This is a genomic window from Pseudohaliea sp. (assembly GCF_040217025.1).
Classification (GTDB): Bacteria; Pseudomonadota; Gammaproteobacteria; order Pseudomonadales; family Halieaceae; genus Pseudohaliea.
The window spans coordinates 1-23,242 of sequence record NZ_JAVJOA010000011.1 but is presented as its reverse complement, the minus strand read 5'-3'; the positions used below and the strand labels follow the sequence as shown (position 1 = coordinate 23,242).

The window sequence follows — 23,242 nt, the reverse complement described above, 5'->3', positions numbered from 1 at the left end:
GGTGCGGGCCTGGCCTTGTAGTTATCGTGCGTGGTGTCGCTAGAGCGCCTGGAGCTTCGCGTACTGCAGCACCAGCCACTTGCTGCCCTCGCCGTCGAAATTCACTTCGACACGGGCGCTGGCGCCGCGGCCCTCGAAGTTTAGCACGACCCCCTCACCGAAGACCTGGTGGTAGACCCGCTGGCCGAGGCTGAAGGCCGCGTCCGCCATGGACGGCTGGGCCAGGGAGCCGAGGGGCCGGCTGACGCTGCTCTGCAGGCGCACCTCGTGCAGCAGCTCGCCGGGGATCTCGCGCAGGAAGCGGGAGGGCGCGTTGTAGCTCTCGCTGCCGTGAAGCCGCCGGGTCTCCGCGTAGGTGAGCACGAGGCGCTCCATGGCGCGGGTAATGCCCACATAGCAGAGCCGGCGCTCCTCCTCGAGGCGGCCGGGCTCCTCCACGGACATGCGGTGCGGGAACAGGTTCTCCTCCATGCCCGCGAGGAACACCAGGGGAAACTCCAGCCCCTTGGCCGAGTGCAGGGTCATGAGCTGCACGCTGTCCTCGTGCGCCTCGGCCTGGTTGTCGCCGGCGTCGAGGGCGGCGTTGTCGAGAAACTGCTGCAGCGGCGACAGCTCCTCGCCCACGGGCGCGAACTGTCGCGCGGCGGCGACCAGCTCCTCGAGGTTCTCCACCCGCGCCTGGCCGCGCTCGCCCTTCTCCCGGCGGTGCAGGTCGATGAGCCCCGCGCCCTGGATCACCGTCTCCGTCAGCTCCTCGAGGCTCATGCTGTCGGTGCCGCCGTCGAGCTCGTCGATGAGCACGCGAAAGCCCTCGAGGGCGGAGAGCGCCCGCGCGGCGAGCAGTTTCTCGTCGGCGGCGATCGCCATCGCCTGCCACAGGGAGACGCCGCGCTCGCGGGCGATCTCCCGCAGCGTGTCGATGGTCTTGCCACCGATGCCTCGCGGCGGCGTGTTGATCACGCGCTCCATGGCCGCATCGTCGCCGCGGTTCACCAGCAGGCGCAGGTAGGCCAGCGCGTTGCGGATCTCCATGCGCTCGTAGAAGCGCTGGCCGCCGTAGATGCGATAGGGCACCCCGGCGCGGATCAGGGCCTCCTCGAGCACCCGGGACTGGGCGTTGGAGCGGTAGAGGATCGCCACGGAGCGCCGCGGATGGCCGTCCCGGAGCCACTCCTCGAGCCGGTCGACGATGAAGCGCGCCTCGTCGTGCTCGTTGTAGCCGGCATAAAGCTGGATCGGCTCGCCGCTGTCGCCGTCGGTCCAGAGCTCCTTACCGAGGCGACCGGCGTTGTGGGCGATAACCCCGTTGGCCGCGCGCAGGATGGTCTGGGTCGAGCGGTAGTTCTGCTCCAGGCGGACCGTCTGCACGCGCTCGAAGTCGTCGCTGAAGCGCTGGATGTTCTCGATGCGGGCACCGCGCCAGCCGTAGATCGACTGGTCGTCGTCGCCCACGGCGACCACCGGGACGCGGCCCCCGGCGAGCACCCGGAGCCAGGCGTACTGGATGGTGTTGGTGTCCTGGAACTCGTCGACGAGGATCTGCCGGAAACGGCCCTGGTAGTGTGCCAGCACGTCGGGTTTCTTCAGCCAGAGCTCGTGCGCGCGCAGCAGCAGCTCGGCAAAGTCCACCAGGCCGCCGCGCTCACAGGCGACCTCGTAGGCCCGGTAGATGCGCAGCATCGTCTGCACGAACAGGTCCCCGGGGGGCGCTTCGATGTGGGCGGCGCGGAGCCCCTCGTCCTTCTGGCCGTTGATGTACCACTGGGCCTGCCGCGGCGGCCAGCGCGCCTCGTCCAGCTCGAGCTCCCGGCAGACGCGCTTGACCAGGCGCAGCTGGTCGTCGCTGTCGAGGATCTGGAAATTCTGCGGCAGCCCCGCGTCCTGCCAGTGCATCTTCAGCAGCCGGTGGGCAAGGCCGTGGAAAGTACCGACCCACATTCCGTGCACCGGCAGCTGCAGCATGTGCTCGATGCGGCTGCGCATCTCCCGCGCCGCCTTGTTGGTAAAGGTGACGGCCAGGATCGCGTGCGGCGAGAGCCCCCCGGCCCGGATGAGCCAGGCGATGCGATGCACCAGCACCCGCGTCTTGCCGGAACCCGCCCCAGCGAGCACCAGCAGGTTGGGGCTCTCGGCGGCGACGGCCTCGCGCTGGGCGTCATTCAGGGGAGAGAGGATGTCGCTTACGTCCATCGCGGCATTCTATCCGCTTTACCCGCGGCGCTCACGGCCGGTGGGCCGTAACGTCGGGGAATGCTGGCGCCGCCCGGGGCCACTGGGTACCATCGGGACGCGAACAGTGGCCCGTGGATGGTCCGATGGCAGACAGAGATGACGACGCGACGCCCTTCGATGAAGACGGCTGGATAGACCGGGACGACGGCAGACCGCAGAAGGTGGTCGACCGGGACGGACCGGCCCGGCGCGGGCCCGCGCCTGCCGGTGCCGATGACGACCCGGAGGCCGGGGACAGCGAAGCCCTGGTCGACCGCGACGAGGAAGATCCCGAGCCCGGCTCCTGGCTCGAGCCCGAGCCGACCGAAGCGGTGGCGCCCGGCGCGGACCGTCGCGATACGCCCTCGCGCTGGCAGTCCGCGGAAGACTGGGACGAAGCGGCCGCCCACTGGGACAGCAACGAAGACTGGGAGCAGGACAGCTGGGAGTCCGTGGACGGCGACGAGGACGAAAGCGCCGGCTCCGCCGGGCCGTCTCCAACCCTGCCGCCGCTCGATCCGCCGCGGCCGGCGACCGGCGCGCCGCCCGAAGAGCTGCCGGGCGGGGACGCCCGGGATAGCGCGGAGAGCGACTGGGAGGAAGAGCCGGAGGACGGGGACAACGCCTGGGACCCGCCGCCCGGGGACGGCGAGGATGCTTTCAACCGCGTGGTGGAGCGCGAACTCAGCGAGCACCCCTACCTCGGCGACTCGGACGACGACGGCTGGAACCTGCCCATGGAGGACGATGAGTCGAGTGCAGCGGACTCGGACGGCGAGGACGAGGTGCCCGCGGCCCCAGCCGGGATGGCGACTCCCGTCGCGCCGGCCGAGGCCCGGGAGGCGCCCGCGGCCGGCCGGCGGCGCTGGCCGATCGTTTCGCTTGCCGTCGGCGCGCTCGCCCTGGCGCTGCTGGCCCTGGGCGGCGTCGGCGTCGTCAAGGAGCGGAGTGAGCTGCAGTCCCAGGTCCGCGACCTGCAGGCACAGCTCGCGCGGCGGCCCACGGCCGAGGAGGCGCAGGGCGACCGCACGGCGGCCCGGGAGTTGCAGGCGCGCGTGCAGGTCCTCGCGGCGGACCTCGCCTCGCTCGAGGGCGACTACGCGCTGCTCCAGGGCGAGCTGGCAACGGCCCGGGAACAGCTGGCGGACAGCGAGGCGGCACTCGAGACCGCCCGGTCGCAAGTCGCCGCCGCGAAAGCCGCCGCAAAGGCCTCGGCGAAGGCCGCGAGTGAACGCCCCGCGGCCGCGGCAGCCGCGGCCAGCGGCGGGTGGTTCGTCAACTTCGGCACCTATGCGCAGCGAAGTGACGCGGCGTCCCGGGCGTCCCGGCTCACAGTGGACAAGGGCGAGGTGGTGATTCAGGATGCGCAGAGCGGAGGACGCACCCTTTATCGTGTGCGCGTGGTCGGCCTCGCCAGCCGCGCTGCCGCAGAGTCGGTCGCCAGGGACCTCGAGGCCCGTTTCGGGCTGTCGAAGCTGTGGATCGGCAAGGCGAACTAGCCATCAATAAAGACAGGCCTCGACGCCGAGCAAGGGGCCAGAACCGGGAGGACCTGCAATGAAGAAGACAAGCTGTGCACTGTTGCTGGCGCTCTGTGCGAGCGCCGGCGCGCGCGCCGAGTGCAACGTGCCGGAGCAGCCGACGCTGCCCGACGGCGCCGAGGCGTCCATGGAAGAGATGCTGGCCGGCCAGAAGGCGGTGAAGTCCTTCCAGGAGGCCAACATGGACTACATGAAGTGCATGGAAGCCCGCATGGCGGCGGCCAAGCAGGCCGGCGAGGATGCCGAGACCAAGGACGCCCGCAAAGCGGCCCTGGAGACGTACACCGCCGCCGTCGAAGCGTACAACAAGGCGGTTTCCGCCGAGGAGACCGTGGCCGGCGACTTCAACACGCAGGTGCGCGAGTACAAGGCCGCCAACAAGTAGCGCCCGCCGGCCGCTGGCGGGCCCAGAACAATAACGCGCCAGGGGGTACCCATGGAGCCTTGCAGGCCGCGGCGGCTGGCCGCGCTTGTACTGTTGCTTGTAATGCCGCTTGCGCCGTTGCTTGCGCTGCCGGCCGTCGCCGCGGATTTCCGCCTGAGCGACCAGTGCCCGCCCGGCTTCGAACAGCTGGCCGGTGATGTCTGCCGCCTCGCCACCCTCTACGACCAGTACGGCTCCCTTCGGGGTCGCGGTGTCGGCGGCACGCGCACGGGCCTGCCGCCGCGCCGCGACGGTTTCACCGCGCAGCAGATCGACCTCGGCCGCTACCTGTTCTTCGACCCGCTCCTGTCCGCCGACGGGCGCCTCTCCTGCGCCAGCTGCCACGACCCCGCCCTGGGCTTCGCCGACGGCCGCGGGCGCAGCACCGGGCTGCACGGCGAGGCGCTGCCGCGGGGAGCGCCGACACTGTGGAACAGCGCGTTCCTTCAGCACTTCTTCTGGGACGCCCGCGCCGACTCCCTCGAAGCGCAGCTGACCGGCCCCCTCTACGCCCCCGAGGAGATGGGCAACAACCCCGCCGACCTGCTCGCGGCGCTGCGCGGCAACGACGCCTACCCGGCCCTGTTCCGCGCCGCCTTCGGCGACGACGGCGGGCCCATCGACACGGCGCAGGTGTACACGGCCCTGGCGGCCTTCGAGGCGTCCCTCGTCTCCCTGAACAGCCGCTACGACCGCTATGCCCACGGCGACCACAGCGCCCTCGATGCCGAGGAGATCGCCGGCCTCAACGTGTTCCGCTCCTTCGTCGCGCGCTGCGCCGAGTGCCACACGCCGCCGCTGTTCACCAACCAGCAGGTCGCGGTGATCGGCAGCCCGGAACCGCCGGGGCTGGCCCGTGACATCGGCGCCGAGGCCACCCTCGGCAGCCCGAAACTGCGTGGCGCCTTCAAGGTGCCGACCTTGCGCAACATCGCCCGGACCGCGCCCTACATGCACTCGGGCCGCTTCCAGACCCTGGACGAAGTGGTCACCTTCTATAACGGCGGCCGCGGCCACGCGGTGCCCGAGGGCGAGGCGCTGCAACTGCACTGGCACATCGTCAGCCCGGACCTCGCCGACCACGAACTGAAGCAGCTGGTGGCCTTCCTCGGCACCCTGACCGATGAACGATTCCTGCCCCGCGTGCCGAAGCACGTACCCTCCGGCCTTCCCGTCGGCGGGCGCAGCGCGCGCAGCCCCAACCCCCACGGGAGATAACCCATGAAAATCGGCAAGCTCATCCTCGCGCTGCTGGTCCTCGCCGTCGCCTTCGGGGGCGGTCTCTGGTACGGCAAGCAGCAGTCCACGACCATCATCGCCGCCAACGACGAGGGCGGCAGCTACGGCGGCGGCTTCCGCAGCGCGGAGCCGGACGCGAAACCCCGGGCCACGGCCGCCCGCGGTCCCGGCGGCACGGTGCACCAGGTGCGCGAGGGCGAGGCGATCCAGGACGCGGTCAACGCCGCCGAGCCCGGGGACACGATCCGCATCTTCCCGGGCACCTACACGGAGACCGTCTACATCGACAAGGACGGCATCCGCCTCATCGGCGTCATCGAGCAGGGCAACTGGCCGACCCTGGAGGGGGAGAAGCGCCTCAATGACGCCATCCTCTACTCCGGCAACGACATCGTGGTGGAGAACCTCAAGATCACCAACTACAAGGGCAACGGGATCATGGGGCAGGCGGGGAACAACTTCGAGATCCGCAACAACCTGATCATCGACACCGGGGTCTACGGGATCTTTCCGCAGCTCGGGCAGAACGGCATCGTCGAGGACAACGTGGTCTCCGGCATCGAGGATGCGGCGATCTACGTGGGCATGAGTGACAACATTCACGTGGCCGGGAACGAGGTCTTCGACTCCGTCGCCGGCATCGAGATTGAGAACAGCCGCCACGCCATCGTCGAGAACAACTACGTGCACCACAACACCGGCGGCATTCTCGCCTTCATCACGCCGGGGCTGCCGATCAAGACCACCTACGACGTGATCATCCGCGACAACTTCATCGTCGACAACAACACCCCGAATTTCGGCGCACCGGGTTCCACCGTGGCCGGCATCCCCGCGGGCACCGGCGTGCTCATCATGGCCGCGGACGAGGTGGTCATCGAGAACAACATCATCCGCGACCACCAGACCGCGGGCATCCTCGTGGTGGACCACGCCAACGCCTCGAACATCACCGCCGACCCGGATGCCGACCCGGCGCCGGACCGGGTCGCGATCCTCGACAACCTCATGCTCAACAACGGCTACGACACCATCGACGAGGTCCGCGCGCTCATGCTCGCGACGATGACCCGCGGCACCCCGGACATCGTCCGCGCCGGCGAGGTGCGCGACAGCTGCATCCGCAACCGGCACCGCTACACCACCGTCGGCGTCGGCGACTTCGCCGACTGCGACTTCGCCAACACCGACAACATCGACAACTACCTGCTGCCGGAACCGGTGCCGCCGCGGGAGATCGACCCCTCGGAGCAGGGCAAGCTGACCTACCTCGGCATCTGCACCGGCTGCCACAGCTACAAGGGCATCCTCATCGGCCCGCCGGTGGAGATGATCCAGGCCATGTACAAGGACGACCCGCAGGGGATCGCCGCCTACATCGCCGACCCGGTGAAGAAACGGCCGACCTTCCCGGAGATGCCGCCGCAGGATTACCTCGACCCGGAGGTGCGGCTGGCGGTCGCGGAGTACCTGCTGACCGTGGGCAACTGAAAACCCGCATAAGCATAGAAAGAATCCGTCTTTCCCCGGGCTCCCGGGCGGGTTAGGCTTCGCGCCGCCATCGTCCGGGGGGCTTTGCTCCCGGCGTCCAGTCAACGACCCGGGAGTCCCCCACCCATGCTTCGACCGCTCCGCGCCCTGGCCCTGCTGCCCGCGCTCACCGCCCCCATGGTTTCGGCCACCAACGGCTACTTCACCCACGGCGTCGGCCTGCGCGCCCAGGGCATGGCCGGGGTGAGCATCGCGCTGCCCCAGGACGCCCTGGCGGCGGCCACCAATCCCGCCGGGACGGCGCTGGTCGGCGACCGCTTCGACGTGGAGGCCACCTGGTTCCGGCCGGACCGCGGCGCCCGCATCAGCGGCAACGGTTTCGGCGCCGACGGCAGCTACGACGGCAACGACGACGCCTGGTTCCTGCTGCCGGCACTCGGCTACACGAAGCGCCTAGACCACGGGCTGAGCTGGGGCGTGGCGCTCTACGGCAACGGCGGCATGAACACCGGCTACGAGAGCAACCCCTTCGCGGCCTACGGCGGCACGGGCACCGCCGGGGTCGACCTGGCCCAGGTCTTCCTGACGCCGTCCCTTGCCTGGCGCCACGGCAGCCACAGCTTCGGCGTGGCGGTGACGGGGGCCTACCAGCGCTTCGAGGCGCGCGGCCTCGGGCCCTTCGACAACCCGGTGTTCAGCAGCCGGCCCGGCGCCGTCACCGAACTCGGCCACGACGAGAGCACCGGCTGGGGCGTCAAGCTCGGCTGGCACGGCCAGGTCACCCCGACCCTGGCGCTCGGCGCGACCTGGTCCTCCAAGGTCGCCATGGACAAGTTCGATGACTACGCGGGGCTGTTCGCCGACGGCGGCAGCTTCGATATCCCCGAGACCTACGGCGCCGGTCTCAGCTGGCAGGCAGCGCCCGCGCTGACGCTCGCGGCGGACTGGCAGCACATCCGCTACGGCGACATCCCCGCGGTCGCGAATTCGCTGGCGCCGCTGCTTTCGGGGGTACCCCTGGGCGCGGACGGGGGCCCCGGTTTCGGCTGGGAGGACCGCGACGTGTGGAAGCTGGGCGCGCGCTATCGCGTCAACGAAACACTCACCCTGCGCGCCGGCTACAGCACCATGGACCAGCCGATACCGGCCAACGAGACCTTCATCAACATCCTCGCCCCGGGCGTGATCGAGGAGCACGCGAGCATCGGCGCGAGCTGGCGGCCGCGGGGCGAAGAAGGTGGTGAGTGGACGCTGGCTTACACGCGAGCCCTTAAAAACACTGTCCGCGGGAGCGGCTCCATCCCGCCGGCCTTCGGCGGCGGCGAGGTGGACCTGACCATGCACCAGGACATCCTGGCGGTGGGGTACAGCTGGCGGTTCTGAGCGCGGTGGGCGCGACGCTCAGCGTTCTTCACTGCGGTCCCGGGGGAACAGCCAGAAGGCAAACCAGCGGGTCATGCGCGGCATCAGCACGTAGCTCATGAGCAGCATGACCGCCGCGGTCACCAGCAGCGTGCGCAGCGGTAGCGGCAGGCGCGCCAGCAAGTCGCCAAAGAGCAGGAACATTAGCGTGACCGCGGGGTAGAGCGCCAGCCAGCTGACCAGGGTCATCTTGTAGCGCGGTGGAGGCTGCACCGGGTTCTGGCCCGGCAGGGTAAACCAGGTCACGATGCCGGAGAGCACCTCGCGTTCGCTTGGCTCCTGCAGCAGCGCTTCGATTTCACCGAGCAGCTCCGTGCGCTCTGCGGATGACTCCCAGGCCGCCAGCGTTTCCCGGTCGCGGAACTTGAACACGATCCGGTATTCCGGGTCCTCGGCGGCGGCGGGGCGGAACATCGTCGCACCGAGGTAACCGGGGAAAGCAGATGCCCGCTCGGTCATTGCCGTGCTGAGCATCTCGAAATCCGCCTCCCTGCCACGCTGAACCCGCCGGGATACCACTACGGTTACCGGGTCGGTGACAGCCAATCCCCCTGCCATCTCCGGTGGAGCCCTACTGCGCGGATGCGGGGGGCAGATGAACGGCGACCTGCCCGCGGGCGGCTTGGCCGTCCCGTCTCAACTGCGCCAGGGTCTCGGTCGGGAAATCCCGGCTGACTGCCTCGCGGTAGGACTCACGCTCCCGACAGCGCTCGTACCAGTGCGTGACCCGGTCGCTATCGACGAATAGATCCAGCCAGTCGAACTGGTGCAGGGTCTGGAAATAGGGCGCCAGGCTCGCATCGGCCAGCGAAAACTGGTCGCCCGCCACCCACTCGCCCTCGGCCAGCGCGCGATCCATGGCCTGGATCAGCTCGCAATAGGTGCCGACTGCGGCGGAAACATCCGGCGCGTCGAGGCCATGCTCAAGCAGCCTGCGCTGGCGCTCCCGGCGCGGCGCTTCGGGGACCTGCGCCAGCAACGCCTCGCGCTCCTCGACGGGTTTCTCAAGCAGCGCGGGGCGCATGATCAGCGGCCACTGCAGGGCGCCACAGGCGGGATGGAGCCGGTTGTCTACCTGCTTCATCCAGAAGCGCATGCGCGCACGGCCGTGCGGGTCCTCCGGACGAAGCGAGGGCGCCGGGAACGCATCCTCTAGGTACTCGCAGATAATGCTCGATTCGATTACCGGCCTGCCTTCATGGACCAGCGTGGGAACCACCCCGAGCGGGTTCAGCGCGAGGTACTCCGGCCGGAGGTTCTCCTTCTGCGACAGTTCGACGTGGTGGGACGTCCACTCCAGGCCCTTCTCGTGAAGTACCAGCCGCACCTTCTGCGCGCAGGGCGACATCGGGTGCGTGTAGAGCTCAAGCATGGTTCCGGGCCATATCGAGGGCGAGGTCCTCGATCATGTCTTCCTGGCCGCCGACGGTGCCGCGGCGGCCGAGTTCGACCAGGATGTCGCGGGCCGACAGGCCGTATTTCTCCGCGCTGCGCTTGGCAAAGAGCAGGAAGCTCGAGTAAACGCCGGCAAAGCCCAGGGTCAGTGAATCGCGGTCCACGCGCACCATGTGCTCCATGAGAGGAACAATGAGATCCTCTGCCACATCCATGGCCTTGAACAGGTCGACCCCCGTTTCCACGCCCATGCGCTCGCAGACGGCAATGAACACCTCCAGCGGCGTATTGCCGGCGCCGGCGCCGAGGCCGGCGAGGGAGCCGTCGATACGCGTCGCACCCGCCTCTACTGCGGCCAGGGAATTGGCGATGCCCATGCCGAGATTGTGGTGGCCGTGGAAGCCGATCTCCGTGGCCGGGTCCAGCTTCTCCCGCGCCAGGGCGATACGCGCCGTGACATCGTCGGGCAGCATGTAGCCGGCCGAGTCGGTGATGTACACGCAGTTGGCGCCGTAGCCCTCCATGAGCTTGAGCTGCTCCAGGAGCTGCTCGGGCGACGCCATGTGCGCCATCATCAGGAAGCCCACCGTATCCAGGCCATCGATCTTCGACGCGAGGGTGAGGTGCTGCTCGGAGACATCGGCCTCGGTGCAGTGCGTGGCCACGCGGATCGTCGAGATACCGCAGTCCAGCGCCATCTGCAGATGGTCGACGGTGCCGATGCCGGGCAGGAGCAGCGCAGAGACCTTCGTCCGCTTCACCGCGCCGCAGACGGCACGCAGGTAGTCCTCGTCGCTCGCCGCGGGGAAGCCGTAGTTCACGGAAGCACCACCGAGGCCGTCGCCGTGGGTCACCTCGATCATCGGGATGCCGGCCTCGTCCATGGCGGTCGCGATGGTGACCATCTCCTCGACGGAGATCTGGTGGCGCTTGGCGTGCATGCCGTCGCGCAGGCTCATGTCGTGCACGGTGATTTTCTTGCCGGAAAGGTCCATGGTCGTGTCCTCTTGGGTCAGGCCGCGTCGGCGCCGGGAGTGAAGGTGCCGGCGAGAATCTCTTCGGCATACATTTCCGCCGTGCGCAGCCCCGCGGCGGTCATGATGTCCAGGTTGCCCGCATACTTCGGCAGGAAGTCGCCGAGCCCCTCCACCTCCAGGTAGATCGACACGCGATTGCCGTCGAAGACCGGGCCGTTCTTCAACGTGTAGCCGGGAACATATTGCTGAACTTCCGCCAGCATCGCGGCGACCGACTCCCGGATCGCAGCCTCGTCCGGCGCGTCCTCGGTGAGGCAGTGGACGGTGTCGCGCATGATCAGCGGCGGCTCGGCCGGGTTGATGATGATGATGGCCTTGCCGGTTCTCGCGCCGCCGACCTTCTCGATGCCGCGAGCCGTGGTGCGGGTGAACTCGTCGATGTTCTTGCGCGTGCCCGGGCCGGCCGACTTCGAGCTCACCGTCGCGACGATTTCCGCATACGCCACGGGCTGCACCCGGCTCACTGCTGCGACCATGGGAATCGTCGCCTGGCCGCCGCAGGTCACCATGTTCACATTCACGGTATGCGCCGCGACGGCCTCGGCGAGGTTGACCGGCGGCACGCAGAAAGGCCCGATGGCCGCCGGGGTCAGGTCGATCATGACCGCGCCCTGCTCGATCACCTTGCGGCTGTTCTCCGCATGGACGTAGGCGCTGGTGGCATCGAAGACCACCTGGACGCCGTCGGCTTTCATGTGCGGTACGAGGCCGTCCACACCCTGGGCCGTGGTCTTCAGGCCCATCTCTTTCGCCCGGGCCAGCCCCGGGGAATCGGGGACCACACCGACCATCCACACCGGTTCGATCACCTCGCTGCGCATGGCCTTGGTCAGCAGGTCCGTGCCGATATTGCCCGGGCCGATGATGGCCGCCTTCACTTTCTTGCTCATGGCTTGTTCTCTCGCTGGATTGCGTACGCGTGTGTTGCTAGCTGAAGCTGCAGCTGCAGCCGCCGATGCCCTCGAGCTCCAGGGCGAAGCGGTCGCCCGGCGCGGCGGGGATCAGCGGCGCCAGGGAGCCGGACAGGATCACCTCGCCCGCCCGGAAGGGAATGCCGAACTCGCCGAGCGTATTGGCCAGCCAGGCCACCGCGGTGAGCGGGTTGCCCTGCACGGCGCTGCCGAGGCCCTCGCTGTGGAGTTCGCCGTTGTGGTAGATGCGCATCTTCAGGTTCGGCAGGTCGAATTCTCTCGGGTCCACTTCCGTCTTCCCGAGCACGTAGACCCCGCAGGACGCGTTATCCGCAACCGTGTCCTGGATGCGGATTTTCCAGTCGGCGATGCGCGAATCGACGATCTCGAAGCAGGGGATGATGCTCTCCGTGGCGTCAAGCACATCCGCTTCCGTCACACCGGGACCGTTCAGGTCCTTGCGCAGGCGGAAGGCGATCTCGCCCTCGGCGCGCGGCGCGATCAGCTGTCCGGCGACAGGAATGTCTGCACCGTCCGGGTATACCATCGCGTCGGTGAGGAAGCCGAAGTCCGGCTGGAAGACCCCGAGCATGTCCTGCACCGGCTTGCTGGTGACGCCGATCTTCTTGCCGACCACCTGCTCGCCATCGCGCTGCTCGCGCAGCGCGAGCATGGCGCGGCTGATGTGGTAGGCGTCCTCGAGTGCGATGTCAGGATAGCGCTCGGTGAGCGGCGCTACCGGCCGGCACGTGCGCAGGGCCTCGTAGAGTTCCAGGCCCAGGGCTTCGATTTGCGACGTCTCCATGCTGTTCTCTTCCTTTGCTTCAGGCCCGCTGGAGGCCGATGAACTGTTTGGGGTAGGCCTGTTGCCAGGCCGGACGCGCCTTTAGGCGCTCGAACCATGAGCCCAGGTTGTCGTGGCGCCGGAACGCATCGATACCGTAGGCTTCGGCGACACCGAAACGCGGACCGAGGGCGCAGTCGGCAAGGGAGAAATCCCCGGCGAACCACGGCTTGTCGCCCAGGCGGCGGGCGAGATCGGCGAGCCGGTCCCCCCACCGGACCAGACCCTGCTCGATGCGCGACGCATCGCGTTCGTCAGCGGCCTTGCTGCGAAGCTCGAAAACGGCGTCCCGCAGGCCGTCGGCAGCGAGCCGGTCAGAATAGGCCTCGAGGAGGCGCACGCTGGCGCGGTCCGCCGGCGTTCGGCCGTAACCGCGGCCACCGGCGAGCTCGTCGAGATAGCCGCAGATAACGGCGCTCTCCCAGAGGGCCAGGGGACCGTCCACCAGCACGGGCACCGTCGCCGTTGGGCTGAGCCGCTTGACCTCCGGATGCGGGTCGCCGGGCTGGGATGCGACCAGGTTCAGCGCGACGCCCAGCTCTGCCGCCGCCAGCCGGACTTTCCAGCAGAAGGGGCAATCGGTTCGCTCGAAGACCTGCATGGCAGTTGTCGCCCGCCTGCTAGACGCGACGCGCACGCAGCGCGGTCAGGTGATCGACGATGTACTCGAGACGGTCGCTTCCCCAGAACAGCTCGTCGCCGATCTGCACGCTGGGGACACCGATCAGGCCGAGCTCCTGGGCCTCCGCCCAGTTGTCGTCGAGGGCTTTCAGCTTGTCCGCATCCTCCCAGGCGGCCCTCGTCTCGCCGGCGTCGAGGCCGATAGCACCGGCTACCTCGAGGAGCACTTCCTCCTCACCGATGTCCCGGCCCTCGGCCCACTCCGCGCGCATGACCTCGACGATCCACTTGTTGAGCAGCCCCTGCTCCGCGGCGAGCAGGGAGACGGCGCCCGCCCGGGTGGGGTCGGTGGTGATCGGCGGCGGGTTCATGGGTATGCCCATCTTCGCCGTGATACGGCGCACGTCCTGCCGCGTCAGCGGCACCTTGACCTTGGCCCGCTCCGGCGAAGAGCGCCCGGACCAGCCACCAAGGGGCCGCCAGAGCAGGCGGATATTGAACTCCTCGAAAGCCGGCAGAAAGGTCTTCGAGGCGATATAGCAGTAGGGGCTGCGAAAGTTGAAGAAAAACTTGAGGTCGATGGGGTCGTTCATGGTCATTTGCCTTTCAGGGGGCAGAAAAAACGCTCCCCCGGCACCGCGCGGCGGCGGGGGAGCCAGTCGGCATGAATGGACCTAGCGGCCGGTGGCGCGCATGTTCTGCACGCTGAACAGTTTCACCGGGTTGAGTTCAGGGTCGACCTGGCCCTTGAACTGACCGGTGGTGCAGTGCGACGCCTGCACATCGATCATCGAGAAGGCGTCGTCGATGGAAACACCAGTGCCCTTGTTCTTCGGCAGGTGGTGGTCCGGGTGCGCCTGACCGATGGTCCAGGACTTCCAAAGGTCACCCTTGCGGTCATAGGTCAGGGTCCGCGGCAGGGTGAAGGTCTGGGCATCGACATAGTGCACCCGCTTGCTGATCGGGTGGTTATCGTCCACCGGGTCTGACTCGAGCACGAAGACCTTGCGCAGCTGCCAGGTGATTTCCGGGAAGCAGCCGCCTTTTCCGCCGAAGTCGACGAACTGGTAGCCCTCGGGATCCTCGAGATCGGTCGCCAGTTCCATGTCGTTGTGGTTATAAAACGGCAGCAGGATGTTTTCGGTGCCCTTGTAGCTCCAGTTCATATCGGACAGGCGGCCGTTGTAGCCCTCGAAGTCCTCGATCATCAGGTCCGAGCCGAGGAAGGAGTCGGTGATCTGGCCGGAGGCCAGGCGGCGCACGCGGCGCTGGAAGCCCAGGTAGAGCCAGGTATTGTCCGCTACCTGGTCATCGTCATGCCGGTGAATCAACAACTGCGTGTTCTTTACGTCGAAGGGTTCCAGCACCTGCACATAAATGGCACGGAACAGTTCGGAGGGGTTGTCCTCGAACTCGGGCACCGGCGGCTGATTCACCCGGTGCATGTAGTTGAGGAAGTGGAAATTGAACTTGATGGTCCGCTCCACCTTGCCGGAGTCCATATCCCGGTAGCGCCAGTAGAAGGGATAGATGGCCGCGTTGTCTCCCCAGTTGTAGCCGTAGCGGTAGTTCCAGGCGAGCTTCTCACCGGCGCGAGGGTCGTCCATGGACGGCTCTTCCGGAAACGGCCGACCGGCTACGAAGCCGTTGATCTGACCGAGGCTGTCACCGAGGGAAACCTTGCCGAGGGAGTCGCGGGTCGCCTGCACGTAGTTGGGGTGGAGGTCGAAGGATGTGGTCTCGCCGACCGTGATCTCCACCCAGCCGTCTTTCACGTGTTGGTATAGCGCCGGGTCCAGCGCGGTCTTGAACTGGTCCACGTTGCCCGCGTTGAGCACCGTGCCCGGGGTCAGGCCCTCGACCGTCGGAACACCGTCCTTGTAGGGGTAGAAGGAGCGCTCGACATCCTCCATGGTGGCGGCCTGGGCCGCCGTGACGCCGGCCAGTGCAAGGCTGGCGGCAAGCAGTGTTTTCCTGAACATGATGTGTATCTCCCTGTCGTTATCTCGAGTTAGAAGCGGTAGCGCAGCGTGACCTGGAACTCGTCTTCCTGGCTGGCGCTGCCCAGCGGGCCGGCGCGGAAGCGACCCAGCGGCTCGATCCCGGAAAGGCCGACGGAGCCCGACTGGAAGGGGTCTGCATGCGCCGGGGTGGCCGTGAAGGGCGGGAACGGGTTGCAGCTGCGGCAGTCGTCGAAGGACTGGTCAGCCATGTCGTCCCCCACTTTGATGTTGAAGCCCACAAGCAGCCGCCAGTTGTCGCTGATCAACCAGTCGACGGACGGTGCGATGGTCCCGGCGCCGGCCTCGTAGTCCCAGGCCATGATGACCTGCGGACTGATCGTGTCGGACTTGTACCAGCCTTTGATCAGCAGCGTGGCGATGTAGTTGTCCTCCCAGTTCGGCATGCCGGCGACACCGAGGGGACGCTGCTCCAGCTCGTGGTCGAGCACGTGCTCGCCGAAGACCTGCGCCGAAATGAGGAATGCCCGGGTCTTGTTCAGGAAGGGAATGAAAGTATTGCGGTCCCAGCCCAGCACCCAGCGGAACATGTCCGTTTCCGAGTAGAGCTGCGGATCCAGCGTATTCTGGATCTCCTCACCTTGCGTGTAGGCCGCCTCTACGCGGAAGACGGATTTGATCGGGTCCACGTAGAAGTCCAGGGAGCCGCCAAAGAGGTCGACTTCCGGGAAGTTCACGTCGAAGGCGATCAGGTGATCCCAGACGCCAACCTCGCCGGTGAACGCGTTGGTCGCGGGAATGCCGCCCCGCAGCACGGGCAGCTGCTGGAAGTAATGGTAGTAGTTGAGGGAAAAGCCGACGCTCTTGTACACACCCTCCAGCTTGACGCCGCCCTGGGTGTTGCCGAGCTCCCAGTCGGGCAGGTCCACGTCGCGGATGCCGATGACACCGGGTGCGAAGTCCGCGGCCAGCAGGCCCGGATCGTCGGTGAGGCCGATGGCGGCCGCCGGCACGAAGTTGGAGACGGTACAGCCGTTCTCCCAGCAGTTGTTCATGGCGCGGAAGAACGAGGCCGCGTCAAGAATATTGTAGGGCCCACCGCCCAGCCCCAGGTTGTTGGGCCGGAACTGGTCGAAGTTCCACACTGCCTGGAAGTTCAGGTCATCGAAGCCGCCGACGGCGCCGAAGCGGTACTCCGCGGTTGCCATCCACTGCGGAATCCGGATGTCCTCCAGCTCGTCGTAGATATTGTGGCGCTGGTAGTCGACCGGATTGATGATATCGAGGACCCGGAACAGGTCCGTGCGGCCCCAGACCACCTGCTGCTTACCGATGCGCAGGAAGAGTTCGGACATGGTACCCGTGGGAATGCTGCCCTCGATGTAAAGCTCCCGGACGAAATCGAGCTGGTCGTTGAAGTCCGGGAAGCGCAGGTCGTTGGTGTCGAAATCCATGTAGTCATCGAGGTTGCAACCGCGCCCGTCCTCGTCACAGGGACGGACCGGTACGCCGATGGTCACGCCGCCGTTCGGGTTGTGGAAGTCTTCGCCGAGCACCTTGAGGCCCTCGTTGGGGTTCTGCGACACGTCGAAGAGGAAGCCGGGCGGGATGGGATTCCCGGCGGCGGCGCCGCCATTTCCGAGAATCGAGCTGCCCCAGGGCGAGTCGCCGTTGCCGCCGAAGAGCCCCTGCGCAGTGGTGCTGCCGAAGTTCTCGAAGCTGCGCGGACCGCCCGCGCCATCGCCCCATTCGTCGTCATTGAGATCGTAAACAGCGTCATAGGTAGCGCGCAGCGTGCCGCTGACGCGGAAGTTGGAGAGGCCCATCTTCTTCCCGAATTCCTTGCTGAACTCGAACTGGGCCGTGTTCCGGGACTTGGATAGCCCGAAGCCGTCGCGATAGAACGTGGCGTTCTCGACGAAGCCGGCGGTGTCCCAGCGGCCCTGCGCGCCGGCTCCTTCAGCGGCCACCGCCGCCAGGAGTGCCGTCGCTGTCGCGACGGCCAGTCTCTTAACGTTATTCTTCATGGTTTACCCTCTTGTGTCGTGGTATCGCAAACGTTGCAATGACGCCGCTCCTGGCGGTACCTCAGGCACCGGCAGGAAGCGCCGCCGACTCTTCTTCCTCCAGATGGGGTTTCGCCCGGACGATGAAGCCGGGGCGGAAACGGACGATCCAGGCGGGGACGAGATTGCCCGCCGCCCAGGCGTTGAGAATGAGCATGACCACCAGCAGCAGCGCGGCGTCGGCCTGGAAGCGGAGCTCCGAAACGAGCGCCCACATGACCACCCCACCGATCAGTGCCGTGGCGGTGAACGCAATCGCCTTGCCGGTGGTGGCGATGGCATTGCGCACCCCGATCTCCAGGTCGCCGGCGGCCGCCGCCGTCTCCTCGCGGACCCGGTCCATCATGTAGATGGAGTAATCGATACCGACGCCGATGCCGACGGCGATGATCGGTACCGTATTCACATCGATACCGATACCGACGACACCCATGTAGGCGTAGGTGGCTACCGTGCAGAAGGTCATGACCATGAACATCAGCCAACCGGCATGCAGGGACCAGTAGAACAGCGTGACGAAGAGGAAGATGATCGCCATGGCCGCAGGGATGATGACCAGGTTGCTCTGGTAGGCGGCCTCGTTAATGGCGGCGGTCACGCCGATGGGCCCACCGGCAAGGCGCACCTCCATGCCCTCGACCTGGTTGGCCGGATCCTCGATCCACGCCTTGGCCATGTAGATCGCCCGGCGCAGGGTCTCGCCTTTATGGTCCTTGTAGAAGAAGACGATGTTGGCGGTCTGCTCGTCTGTATCGATGAATTCCTTGAGCGCGCCGGGGATGGGGCTCGAAGCCATGTAGGCAAACAGGAGGCCGCCGACGTAACTCGGCTCATCGGGGATGATGGCCCAGCGGGGATCGTTGTTGTGCAGGATCTGGTTGACCTGCAGCACCAGGTCCGTGATGCCCCGGCTGCCGCCCATGTCCGGATCGGCCAGCATGTACCGCTGGAAGTCCCGGATAGCGTTAAGCACCTCCGGTCGTTTGATACCGCCGGGCTCGTCCGTGTGCACGACGACGTACATCTCCTCGGATCCCGGGAAGTTCTCGTTGATATTCTTCGACGAGACGTTGTAGTCGTGGTCCGGGTAGAGGATCGGCGAGCCGGGCTCGGACTCGCCGATCTGCACCTTCGAACTCAGGAAGCCGCCCACGGCATACACGGCGACAGCGAACAGGATGATCGCCGTGGAACCGCTGCGGCTGATGACCAGGTTGGCGGCGCCGCGAAACGCACCGCCCCCGCCGCCGGCCGCCGCGTCCCGCGGCCGCGCCATGGGCAGCACGGAAAGCAGCAGCGGCACGGCCATGAGGACGGTGATCACTACGGTCGATGCCCAGATCGACGCGTAGATACCGAGCTTGACATTGATCGGCGAGGAACCGAGGGCGATCAGGAGCAGGCCCACGGCATCCGATATGATGCCGAGCGTGCCGGGCCGGAACAGCGTTTCGAAGGTACGCCGGGCGGCGTCGTGGTTGTCCCGCGCATGCGGCAGTTCCACGTAGTAGCGCTCGACGAGCTGGATACCGTGAGACATGGCTCGCGCCGTGATCAGGAACGGAATGACCAGCGTCAGGGGATCGAGGTTGTAGCCCAGCATCGACACGATGCCCAGGCCCCAGGTCGCCGAAATCGCGACGCCCACCAGGGGCAGGGCGATACCGTAGATGCGGCTGCGGAAGTAGAGCACGAGCAGTGCGGTCAGGATGCCGAGCGTGAGCAGGAAGATCTGCATGATCTGGCCGAGATAGCTGTACACCCAGCCGAGCAGCACCGGCTGCCCGGTGGTATAGACGTCGATCGCGGGACCGTCGGCAGCCAGCACCTCGGCCTTGAGCTCGTTGAGCTGTTCGAAGATGGCCACGTAGTCGAGCTGGCCCTCGTTGAAGGTCGCCTTGATCAGTGCGGACTTCAGGTCCGGGGAAACCAGCAGGCCATAGACCGAGGGGTCGCTCATGACGTCGAGCCGCAGCGCGGCTGCTTCCGCCTCGGTGACCTCCGGGTACAGCGGATCGAAGTAAGGCTCCGAGTTCATAGTGCCCATCTCGGTCAGCCAGGTCTTGCGCACCGTGCGGTGCGTCACGCTGCGCACCAGGTTGTGGTTGACGCCGGGAAGGCTGTCGACGCCCTGCGTAAGCGCGTGGATACGCTCCATGGTCTCCGTGTTGAACACATCACCCTGGCGAACAGAGAGGGCCATCACAATGTTGTTGGCTCCGCCGAAGGTGTCTTTCACCTCGTTGTGCAGCTGGATATAGGGATGCTCCTGCGGCAGGAGGTCGGCGAAGTCCGAGTACATCTGCACGTAGGGGATGCGCGTCGCGAAGAAGGCCGTGGCCAGGAGAATCGCAGCCAGGAAGGTCTTGGGGTGGTAGAAGACCCAGACCTCGATGAGGCGGAAGAACCTGCTGATGACACCGAAGTTACTCACTGGCTAACTCTCTCTTCGCGTTGGGCCGCGCGGGCATGGACCGGTCCAGCAGCGCCATGGCACCGCCGGCGCCCGCGAGCAGGATCCGCCCCGGGCCGAGGAGCTCGACCGCACGGAAATAGGCGAGCACGTCGGGCGCATTGGCTGGCTTGACCCAGCTGCCGCCGACATACTCGTAGTACTTGCCGGCGCCACCGACCGCGACCACGCCCGCGTCCGACGCCTCGATGCGATAGACCGGGGTGGCGCTGCCCGTCTCGTGGCGCGTCCATTGCTGGCCGCCGTCCGTGGTTTCCCAGATAACGCCGTCGAGGCCGCCTACCCAGCCCGTCTGCCGGTCGAGAAAATCGGCCGCCATGGGGTAGAAGTCGTTGGGTATCGGCGGCAGGTAGTCCCAGCTGTCACCGCCATCGCTGCTGCTGACCACGGTGCCGAACTCGCCGACCGCGAAGCCGTGCTCGTCATCGACGAACTTGACGCGGGTGAACTGCAGGTCGTCACCGAGGCTGTCTTCGGTCCAGGTGCCGCCGGCGACCGGGCGGTGCAGCAGCGTTGCGAAGCCGGCGGTGACCCAGAGTCTCCCTCCCGGCGCGCAGTGGATCGAGAGGGTGCTTTCCGCGGTAGGCAGTTTCTCGCTCTGCCAGGTCCCGTCATCGGCAAGGGCCCAGACGCGGCGCTCCGAGTCGAGGGCAAACACCTCGCCGTCGGCACAGGCGGTGACGTCGATGAGCGAGGGTGCGCCCGGTAGCGCATCACGGCGCCAGCTCTCGCCATCGTCGCTGGAGACCAGCGCCGCACCGGCGGAGCTGACCACGACCAGCTTGTCCGCGTTGGCAGCGGCCGCCTGCAGCGTGTCATAGCGCTTCACCGGCTCGGCGCGATTCGCCTCGACGGCCTCGAGCCGCAGCGGTGCTTCACAGGCAGCGACGCCGAGGAGCGCGAGCAGCGCTCCGGCGCGCAGGGCGCTGCCGGCGGCCGTGCTCACACGAACCTCATGGCGAGGCTGCCGAGCTCGTGGTAGCGCACGTTGATCACGTCTCCGGCCTCTACAGCGACGGCCGCGGTCACGCCGCCGGTCATGATGAAGGTGCCTGCCGGGATCTCCTCGCCGCGTTCACCAAGCATATTGGCGAGCATGGCTACGCTCGCCGCGGGGTTGCCAAGCACGGCTGCGCCGGTGCTCATCTCGACAATCTCGCCGTTCTTCTCCATCACGACACCGAGCGTCGTCAGGTCGGTTGCGTCGACGGGCAGGCACCGGCCGCCGGTCACGAAGCGCGAAGACGAACTGTTGTCGGCGCAGACGCTGATCAGGTCGAACTTGAAGTCCCGGTAGCGGGAGTCGATGACTTCGACCGCCGGCAGAATGAAGTCCGTGGCCGCAAACACGTCGGCGACGTGGCAGCCCGGGCCCCGGAGCGGGGCCCTGGTCACGAAGGCGATCTCCGCTTCCACCTTCGGGTGGATCAGCTTCGACGTGTCGATGGCAGAGCCGCTCTCGCAGCTGAAATAGTCGGCGAGAAAGCCGTAACAGGGCTGCTCAACGCCCATCTGCGCCATCTTGGCCCAGGAGGTGAGCCCCATCTTCATGCCGACGATACGATGGCCGCGGCTCTCCTTGCGGCGGCGGATCTCCCACTGGATGTTGTAGGCATCCTCGTAGTCCATGGCCGGGTAGTCGTCGGTGATCTTGACGACGTCACGGGCCTCAAGCTCGGCGTTCTCCAGGTGCTCCGCGAGTTTGTCGACCGTTGCTTTGTCCAGGGTTGCCATGCGCTAGCCTCGTTCAGATCTTGATGCAGATGTTCTGGAGCTCGGAGTAGAACTCGAGCGAGTGGACGCCGCCCTCGCGGCCGATACCCGACTGCTTGCAACCGCCAAAGGGGGTGCGCAGGTCGCGGAGGAACCAGGCATTGGCCCAGGTAATGCCCGCCTCGATGCGTGGTGTGACGCGCAGAATCCTGGACACGTCCTGGCTCCAGATGGCGGCAGCCAGGCCGTAGGGCGTGTCGTTTGCGAGGCGGATGGCCTCCTCTTCGTCGTCAAAAGGCTGGATATGGCAGCAGGGGCCGAAGATTTCCTCGCGCACGATGCGCGAGCTCTCCGGCAGGCCGGTCCAGATCGTCGGCTCGACCCAGGCACCGCCGGCGAGATCGCCGGGCATGTCCGGAACGCCGCCGCCGAGGACGACCGTCGCGCCCTCTTCCTTTGCCAGCTCGTAGTAGGAAAGGACCTTGCGCTGGTGCTCGTGAGAGACCAGTGGGCCCATGTCCGTCGCCGGATCCTCGGGCCGCCCGAGCTGGTAGCGGGCAGCAGCCTCCGCCAGGCGGGAAACAAACTCGTCGAAGATCGGGCGCTCTACGTAGACGCGTTCCGTGCCGAGGCAGACCTGGCCGCAGTTGGCGAAAACGGAGCGCAGCGTGCCCTCGATGGCGCGGTCCATGTCGCAGTCGGCGAAGACCAGGGCGGGATTCTTGCCGCCCAGCTCGAAGGAAACGTCGCGGACGCCGCTCGCGGCCGCCCGCATGATGGCCTCACCGGTACGCGTTTCCCCGGTGAACGTGATGGCATCGACGCCGCGATGCTGGGTCAGGAATTCACCCGCCGAGCCGGGCCCGAAGCCGTGGACGACATTGAAAACCCCGGCCGGCACGCCTGCCTCGTTCATGACTTCGCCGAGCAGAGCGGTGGTCGTGGGCGTCTCCTCAGACGGCTTGACCACCACCGTGTTGCCGCAGGCCAACGCCGGTCCGACTTTCCAGGTCATCAGCAGCAGCGGCAGGTTCCAGGGGCTGATGACACCGATCACACCCTTGGGCTTGCGAACGGCGAGGTTGTAGGCCCCGGTGCCATCGGGCGTTTCCATGTGGAAAGCCTCCGTCGGCACATTCTGCACCGCATCGGCAAAGACGCGGAAATTCGCGGCGCCGCGCGGAATGTCGATATGGCTGGCGATGCTGTAGGGTTTGCCCGTGTCGAGGCACTCCGCCTCGAGGAACTCGTCGAAGCGCCTGTCGACACCATCGGCTATCGCGTGCAGTAACTCCATGCGCTGCCGGGACGGCATCCGCGCCCACTCGCCGTTCAGGGCCTCGCGCGCGGCTGCGACGGCGGCATTGATATCTTGCTCGCCGCCCTCGTGAACCACGCCGATCTTCTCGCCGTTGCAGGGGTTGATGTTGTCGAAGGTGCGTCCCAGGGAGGACTCCCGATACTCCCCCGCGATGAAATGCTTGACGTCTTCCATGAATTACTCGCGTCCTGGTAGATGAATTGCGGGCGGGCGATGCTCAGGTGACCACGCCGAGGAAGCGGTCGTTGAGCTGGCGGTCGTGGTAGAAGATCGCCTTGCCCAGCTGGGCCGCGTCCCAGGTCACCACCGGGTGGTCCGGGTAGGTGTAGTCCCCTCCCGCGAACACCTCATTGCGGTTCCCCGACGGGTCGAAGAAGTAGATCGTCTGCCCGTGCGTCAGCCCGTGCCGCGTCGGGCCGATGTCCAGCGCAATGTCGTGCATGGAGATCAGGTCCGCCGCCCGCAGCACGTCTTCCCAGGTGCTCAGGTAGAACGAGGCGTGGTGGAACTTGCCCTTCTCCTCGTGCCGCACGAAGGCCACGTCGTGCGCCTTCATGGACACGGTCAGGAAC

At 66.9% G+C, this 23,242-nt stretch carries 20 protein-coding genes; 5 read left to right on the top strand and 15 right to left on the bottom strand.

What is annotated here, in order from left to right; translation table 11 throughout:
- Positions 1 to 39: 39 nt before the first annotated feature.
- A complete protein-coding gene (uvrD, locus tag RKE50_RS15605) occupies positions 40 to 2,190 on the bottom strand; it encodes a DNA helicase II (RefSeq protein ID WP_350037955.1) in 2,151 nt (716 codons plus the stop codon).
- A 125-nt stretch (positions 2,191 to 2,315) separates the two neighbouring features.
- Here uvrD and RKE50_RS15600 point away from each other — a divergent pair, with 125 nt between their 5' ends.
- From RKE50_RS15600 to RKE50_RS15580, 5 genes are all read left to right on the top strand, one after another.
- Complete coding sequence (locus RKE50_RS15600) at positions 2,316 to 3,710, top strand: SPOR domain-containing protein (protein ID WP_350037953.1); 1,395 nt, start codon at positions 2,316 to 2,318, stop codon at positions 3,708 to 3,710.
- 58 nt (positions 3,711 to 3,768) lie between these two features.
- A complete protein-coding gene (locus RKE50_RS15595) occupies positions 3,769 to 4,137 on the top strand; it encodes a hypothetical protein (protein ID WP_350037951.1) in 369 nt (122 codons plus the stop codon).
- Positions 4,138 to 4,188: 51 nt separating this feature from the next.
- Positions 4,189 to 5,394, top strand: a complete 1,206-nt coding sequence (locus RKE50_RS15590; RefSeq protein WP_350037949.1) for a cytochrome-c peroxidase — start codon at positions 4,189 to 4,191, stop codon at positions 5,392 to 5,394.
- A gap of 3 nt (positions 5,395 to 5,397) precedes the next feature.
- Positions 5,398 to 6,906, top strand: coding sequence for a parallel beta-helix domain-containing protein (locus RKE50_RS15585; RefSeq protein WP_350037947.1), 1,509 nt, complete (start codon positions 5,398 to 5,400; stop codon positions 6,904 to 6,906).
- A 126-nt stretch (positions 6,907 to 7,032) separates the two neighbouring features.
- Positions 7,033 to 8,289 (top strand): OmpP1/FadL family transporter, encoded by a 1,257-nt coding sequence (locus RKE50_RS15580; protein WP_350037945.1) that lies wholly within the window; start codon positions 7,033 to 7,035, stop codon positions 8,287 to 8,289.
- Between the two features lie 18 nt (positions 8,290 to 8,307).
- Here the strand turns inward: RKE50_RS15580 and RKE50_RS15575 are convergent, their stop codons facing one another.
- The 14 genes from RKE50_RS15575 to RKE50_RS15510 form a co-directional block, all read right to left on the bottom strand.
- The gene (locus RKE50_RS15575; RefSeq protein WP_350037943.1) at positions 8,308 to 8,886 is read right to left on the bottom strand and encodes an antibiotic biosynthesis monooxygenase; all 579 of its coding nucleotides are present in this window, start codon (positions 8,884 to 8,886) and stop codon (positions 8,308 to 8,310) included.
- A 13-nt stretch (positions 8,887 to 8,899) separates the two neighbouring features.
- A complete protein-coding gene (locus RKE50_RS15570) occupies positions 8,900 to 9,700 on the bottom strand; it encodes a glutathione S-transferase family protein (RefSeq protein ID WP_350037941.1) in 801 nt (266 codons plus the stop codon).
- Positions 9,693 to 10,718, bottom strand: coding sequence for a 4-hydroxy-2-oxovalerate aldolase (gene dmpG, locus RKE50_RS15565; protein WP_350037939.1), 1,026 nt, complete (start codon positions 10,716 to 10,718; stop codon positions 9,693 to 9,695). The genes RKE50_RS15570 and dmpG overlap by 8 nt, the downstream gene beginning before the upstream one ends.
- A gap of 17 nt (positions 10,719 to 10,735) precedes the next feature.
- On the bottom strand, positions 10,736 to 11,650 hold the full coding sequence (locus tag RKE50_RS15560; RefSeq protein WP_350037938.1) for an acetaldehyde dehydrogenase (acetylating): 915 nt from the start codon (positions 11,648 to 11,650) through the stop codon (positions 10,736 to 10,738).
- 37 nt (positions 11,651 to 11,687) lie between these two features.
- The gene (locus tag RKE50_RS15555) at positions 11,688 to 12,476 is read right to left on the bottom strand and encodes a fumarylacetoacetate hydrolase family protein (protein WP_350037936.1); all 789 of its coding nucleotides are present in this window, start codon (positions 12,474 to 12,476) and stop codon (positions 11,688 to 11,690) included.
- 19 nt (positions 12,477 to 12,495) lie between these two features.
- A complete protein-coding gene (locus tag RKE50_RS15550; protein ID WP_350037934.1) occupies positions 12,496 to 13,116 on the bottom strand; it encodes a glutathione S-transferase family protein in 621 nt (206 codons plus the stop codon).
- A 19-nt stretch (positions 13,117 to 13,135) separates the two neighbouring features.
- Positions 13,136 to 13,729, bottom strand: coding sequence for a 2-hydroxychromene-2-carboxylate isomerase (locus RKE50_RS15545; protein ID WP_350037932.1), 594 nt, complete (start codon positions 13,727 to 13,729; stop codon positions 13,136 to 13,138).
- A gap of 81 nt (positions 13,730 to 13,810) precedes the next feature.
- Entirely contained in the window at positions 13,811 to 15,118 is a 1,308-nt protein-coding gene (locus RKE50_RS15540) for a DUF1329 domain-containing protein (protein WP_350037930.1), read from the bottom strand.
- Positions 15,119 to 15,147: 29 nt separating this feature from the next.
- Positions 15,148 to 17,124, bottom strand: a complete 1,977-nt coding sequence (locus tag RKE50_RS15535; protein WP_350037928.1) for a DUF1302 family protein — start codon at positions 17,122 to 17,124, stop codon at positions 15,148 to 15,150.
- Positions 17,125 to 17,185: 61 nt separating this feature from the next.
- Positions 17,186 to 19,597, bottom strand: coding sequence for an efflux RND transporter permease subunit (locus RKE50_RS15530; protein WP_350037926.1), 2,412 nt, complete (start codon positions 19,595 to 19,597; stop codon positions 17,186 to 17,188).
- Entirely contained in the window at positions 19,590 to 20,582 is a 993-nt protein-coding gene (locus tag RKE50_RS15525) for a WD40/YVTN/BNR-like repeat-containing protein (RefSeq protein ID WP_350037924.1), read from the bottom strand. Before RKE50_RS15525 ends, RKE50_RS15530 begins: the two co-directional genes overlap by 8 nt.
- A complete protein-coding gene (dmpH, locus tag RKE50_RS15520) occupies positions 20,579 to 21,370 on the bottom strand; it encodes a 2-oxo-3-hexenedioate decarboxylase (RefSeq protein ID WP_350037922.1) in 792 nt (263 codons plus the stop codon). Before dmpH ends, RKE50_RS15525 begins: the two co-directional genes overlap by 4 nt.
- Positions 21,371 to 21,383: 13 nt before the next feature.
- Complete coding sequence (locus tag RKE50_RS15515) at positions 21,384 to 22,844, bottom strand: 2-hydroxymuconic semialdehyde dehydrogenase (protein ID WP_350037920.1); 1,461 nt, start codon at positions 22,842 to 22,844, stop codon at positions 21,384 to 21,386.
- A gap of 43 nt (positions 22,845 to 22,887) precedes the next feature.
- The coding region (locus RKE50_RS15510) for a VOC family protein (RefSeq protein ID WP_350037918.1) at positions 22,888 to 23,242 on the bottom strand (355 nt) is incomplete at its 5' end.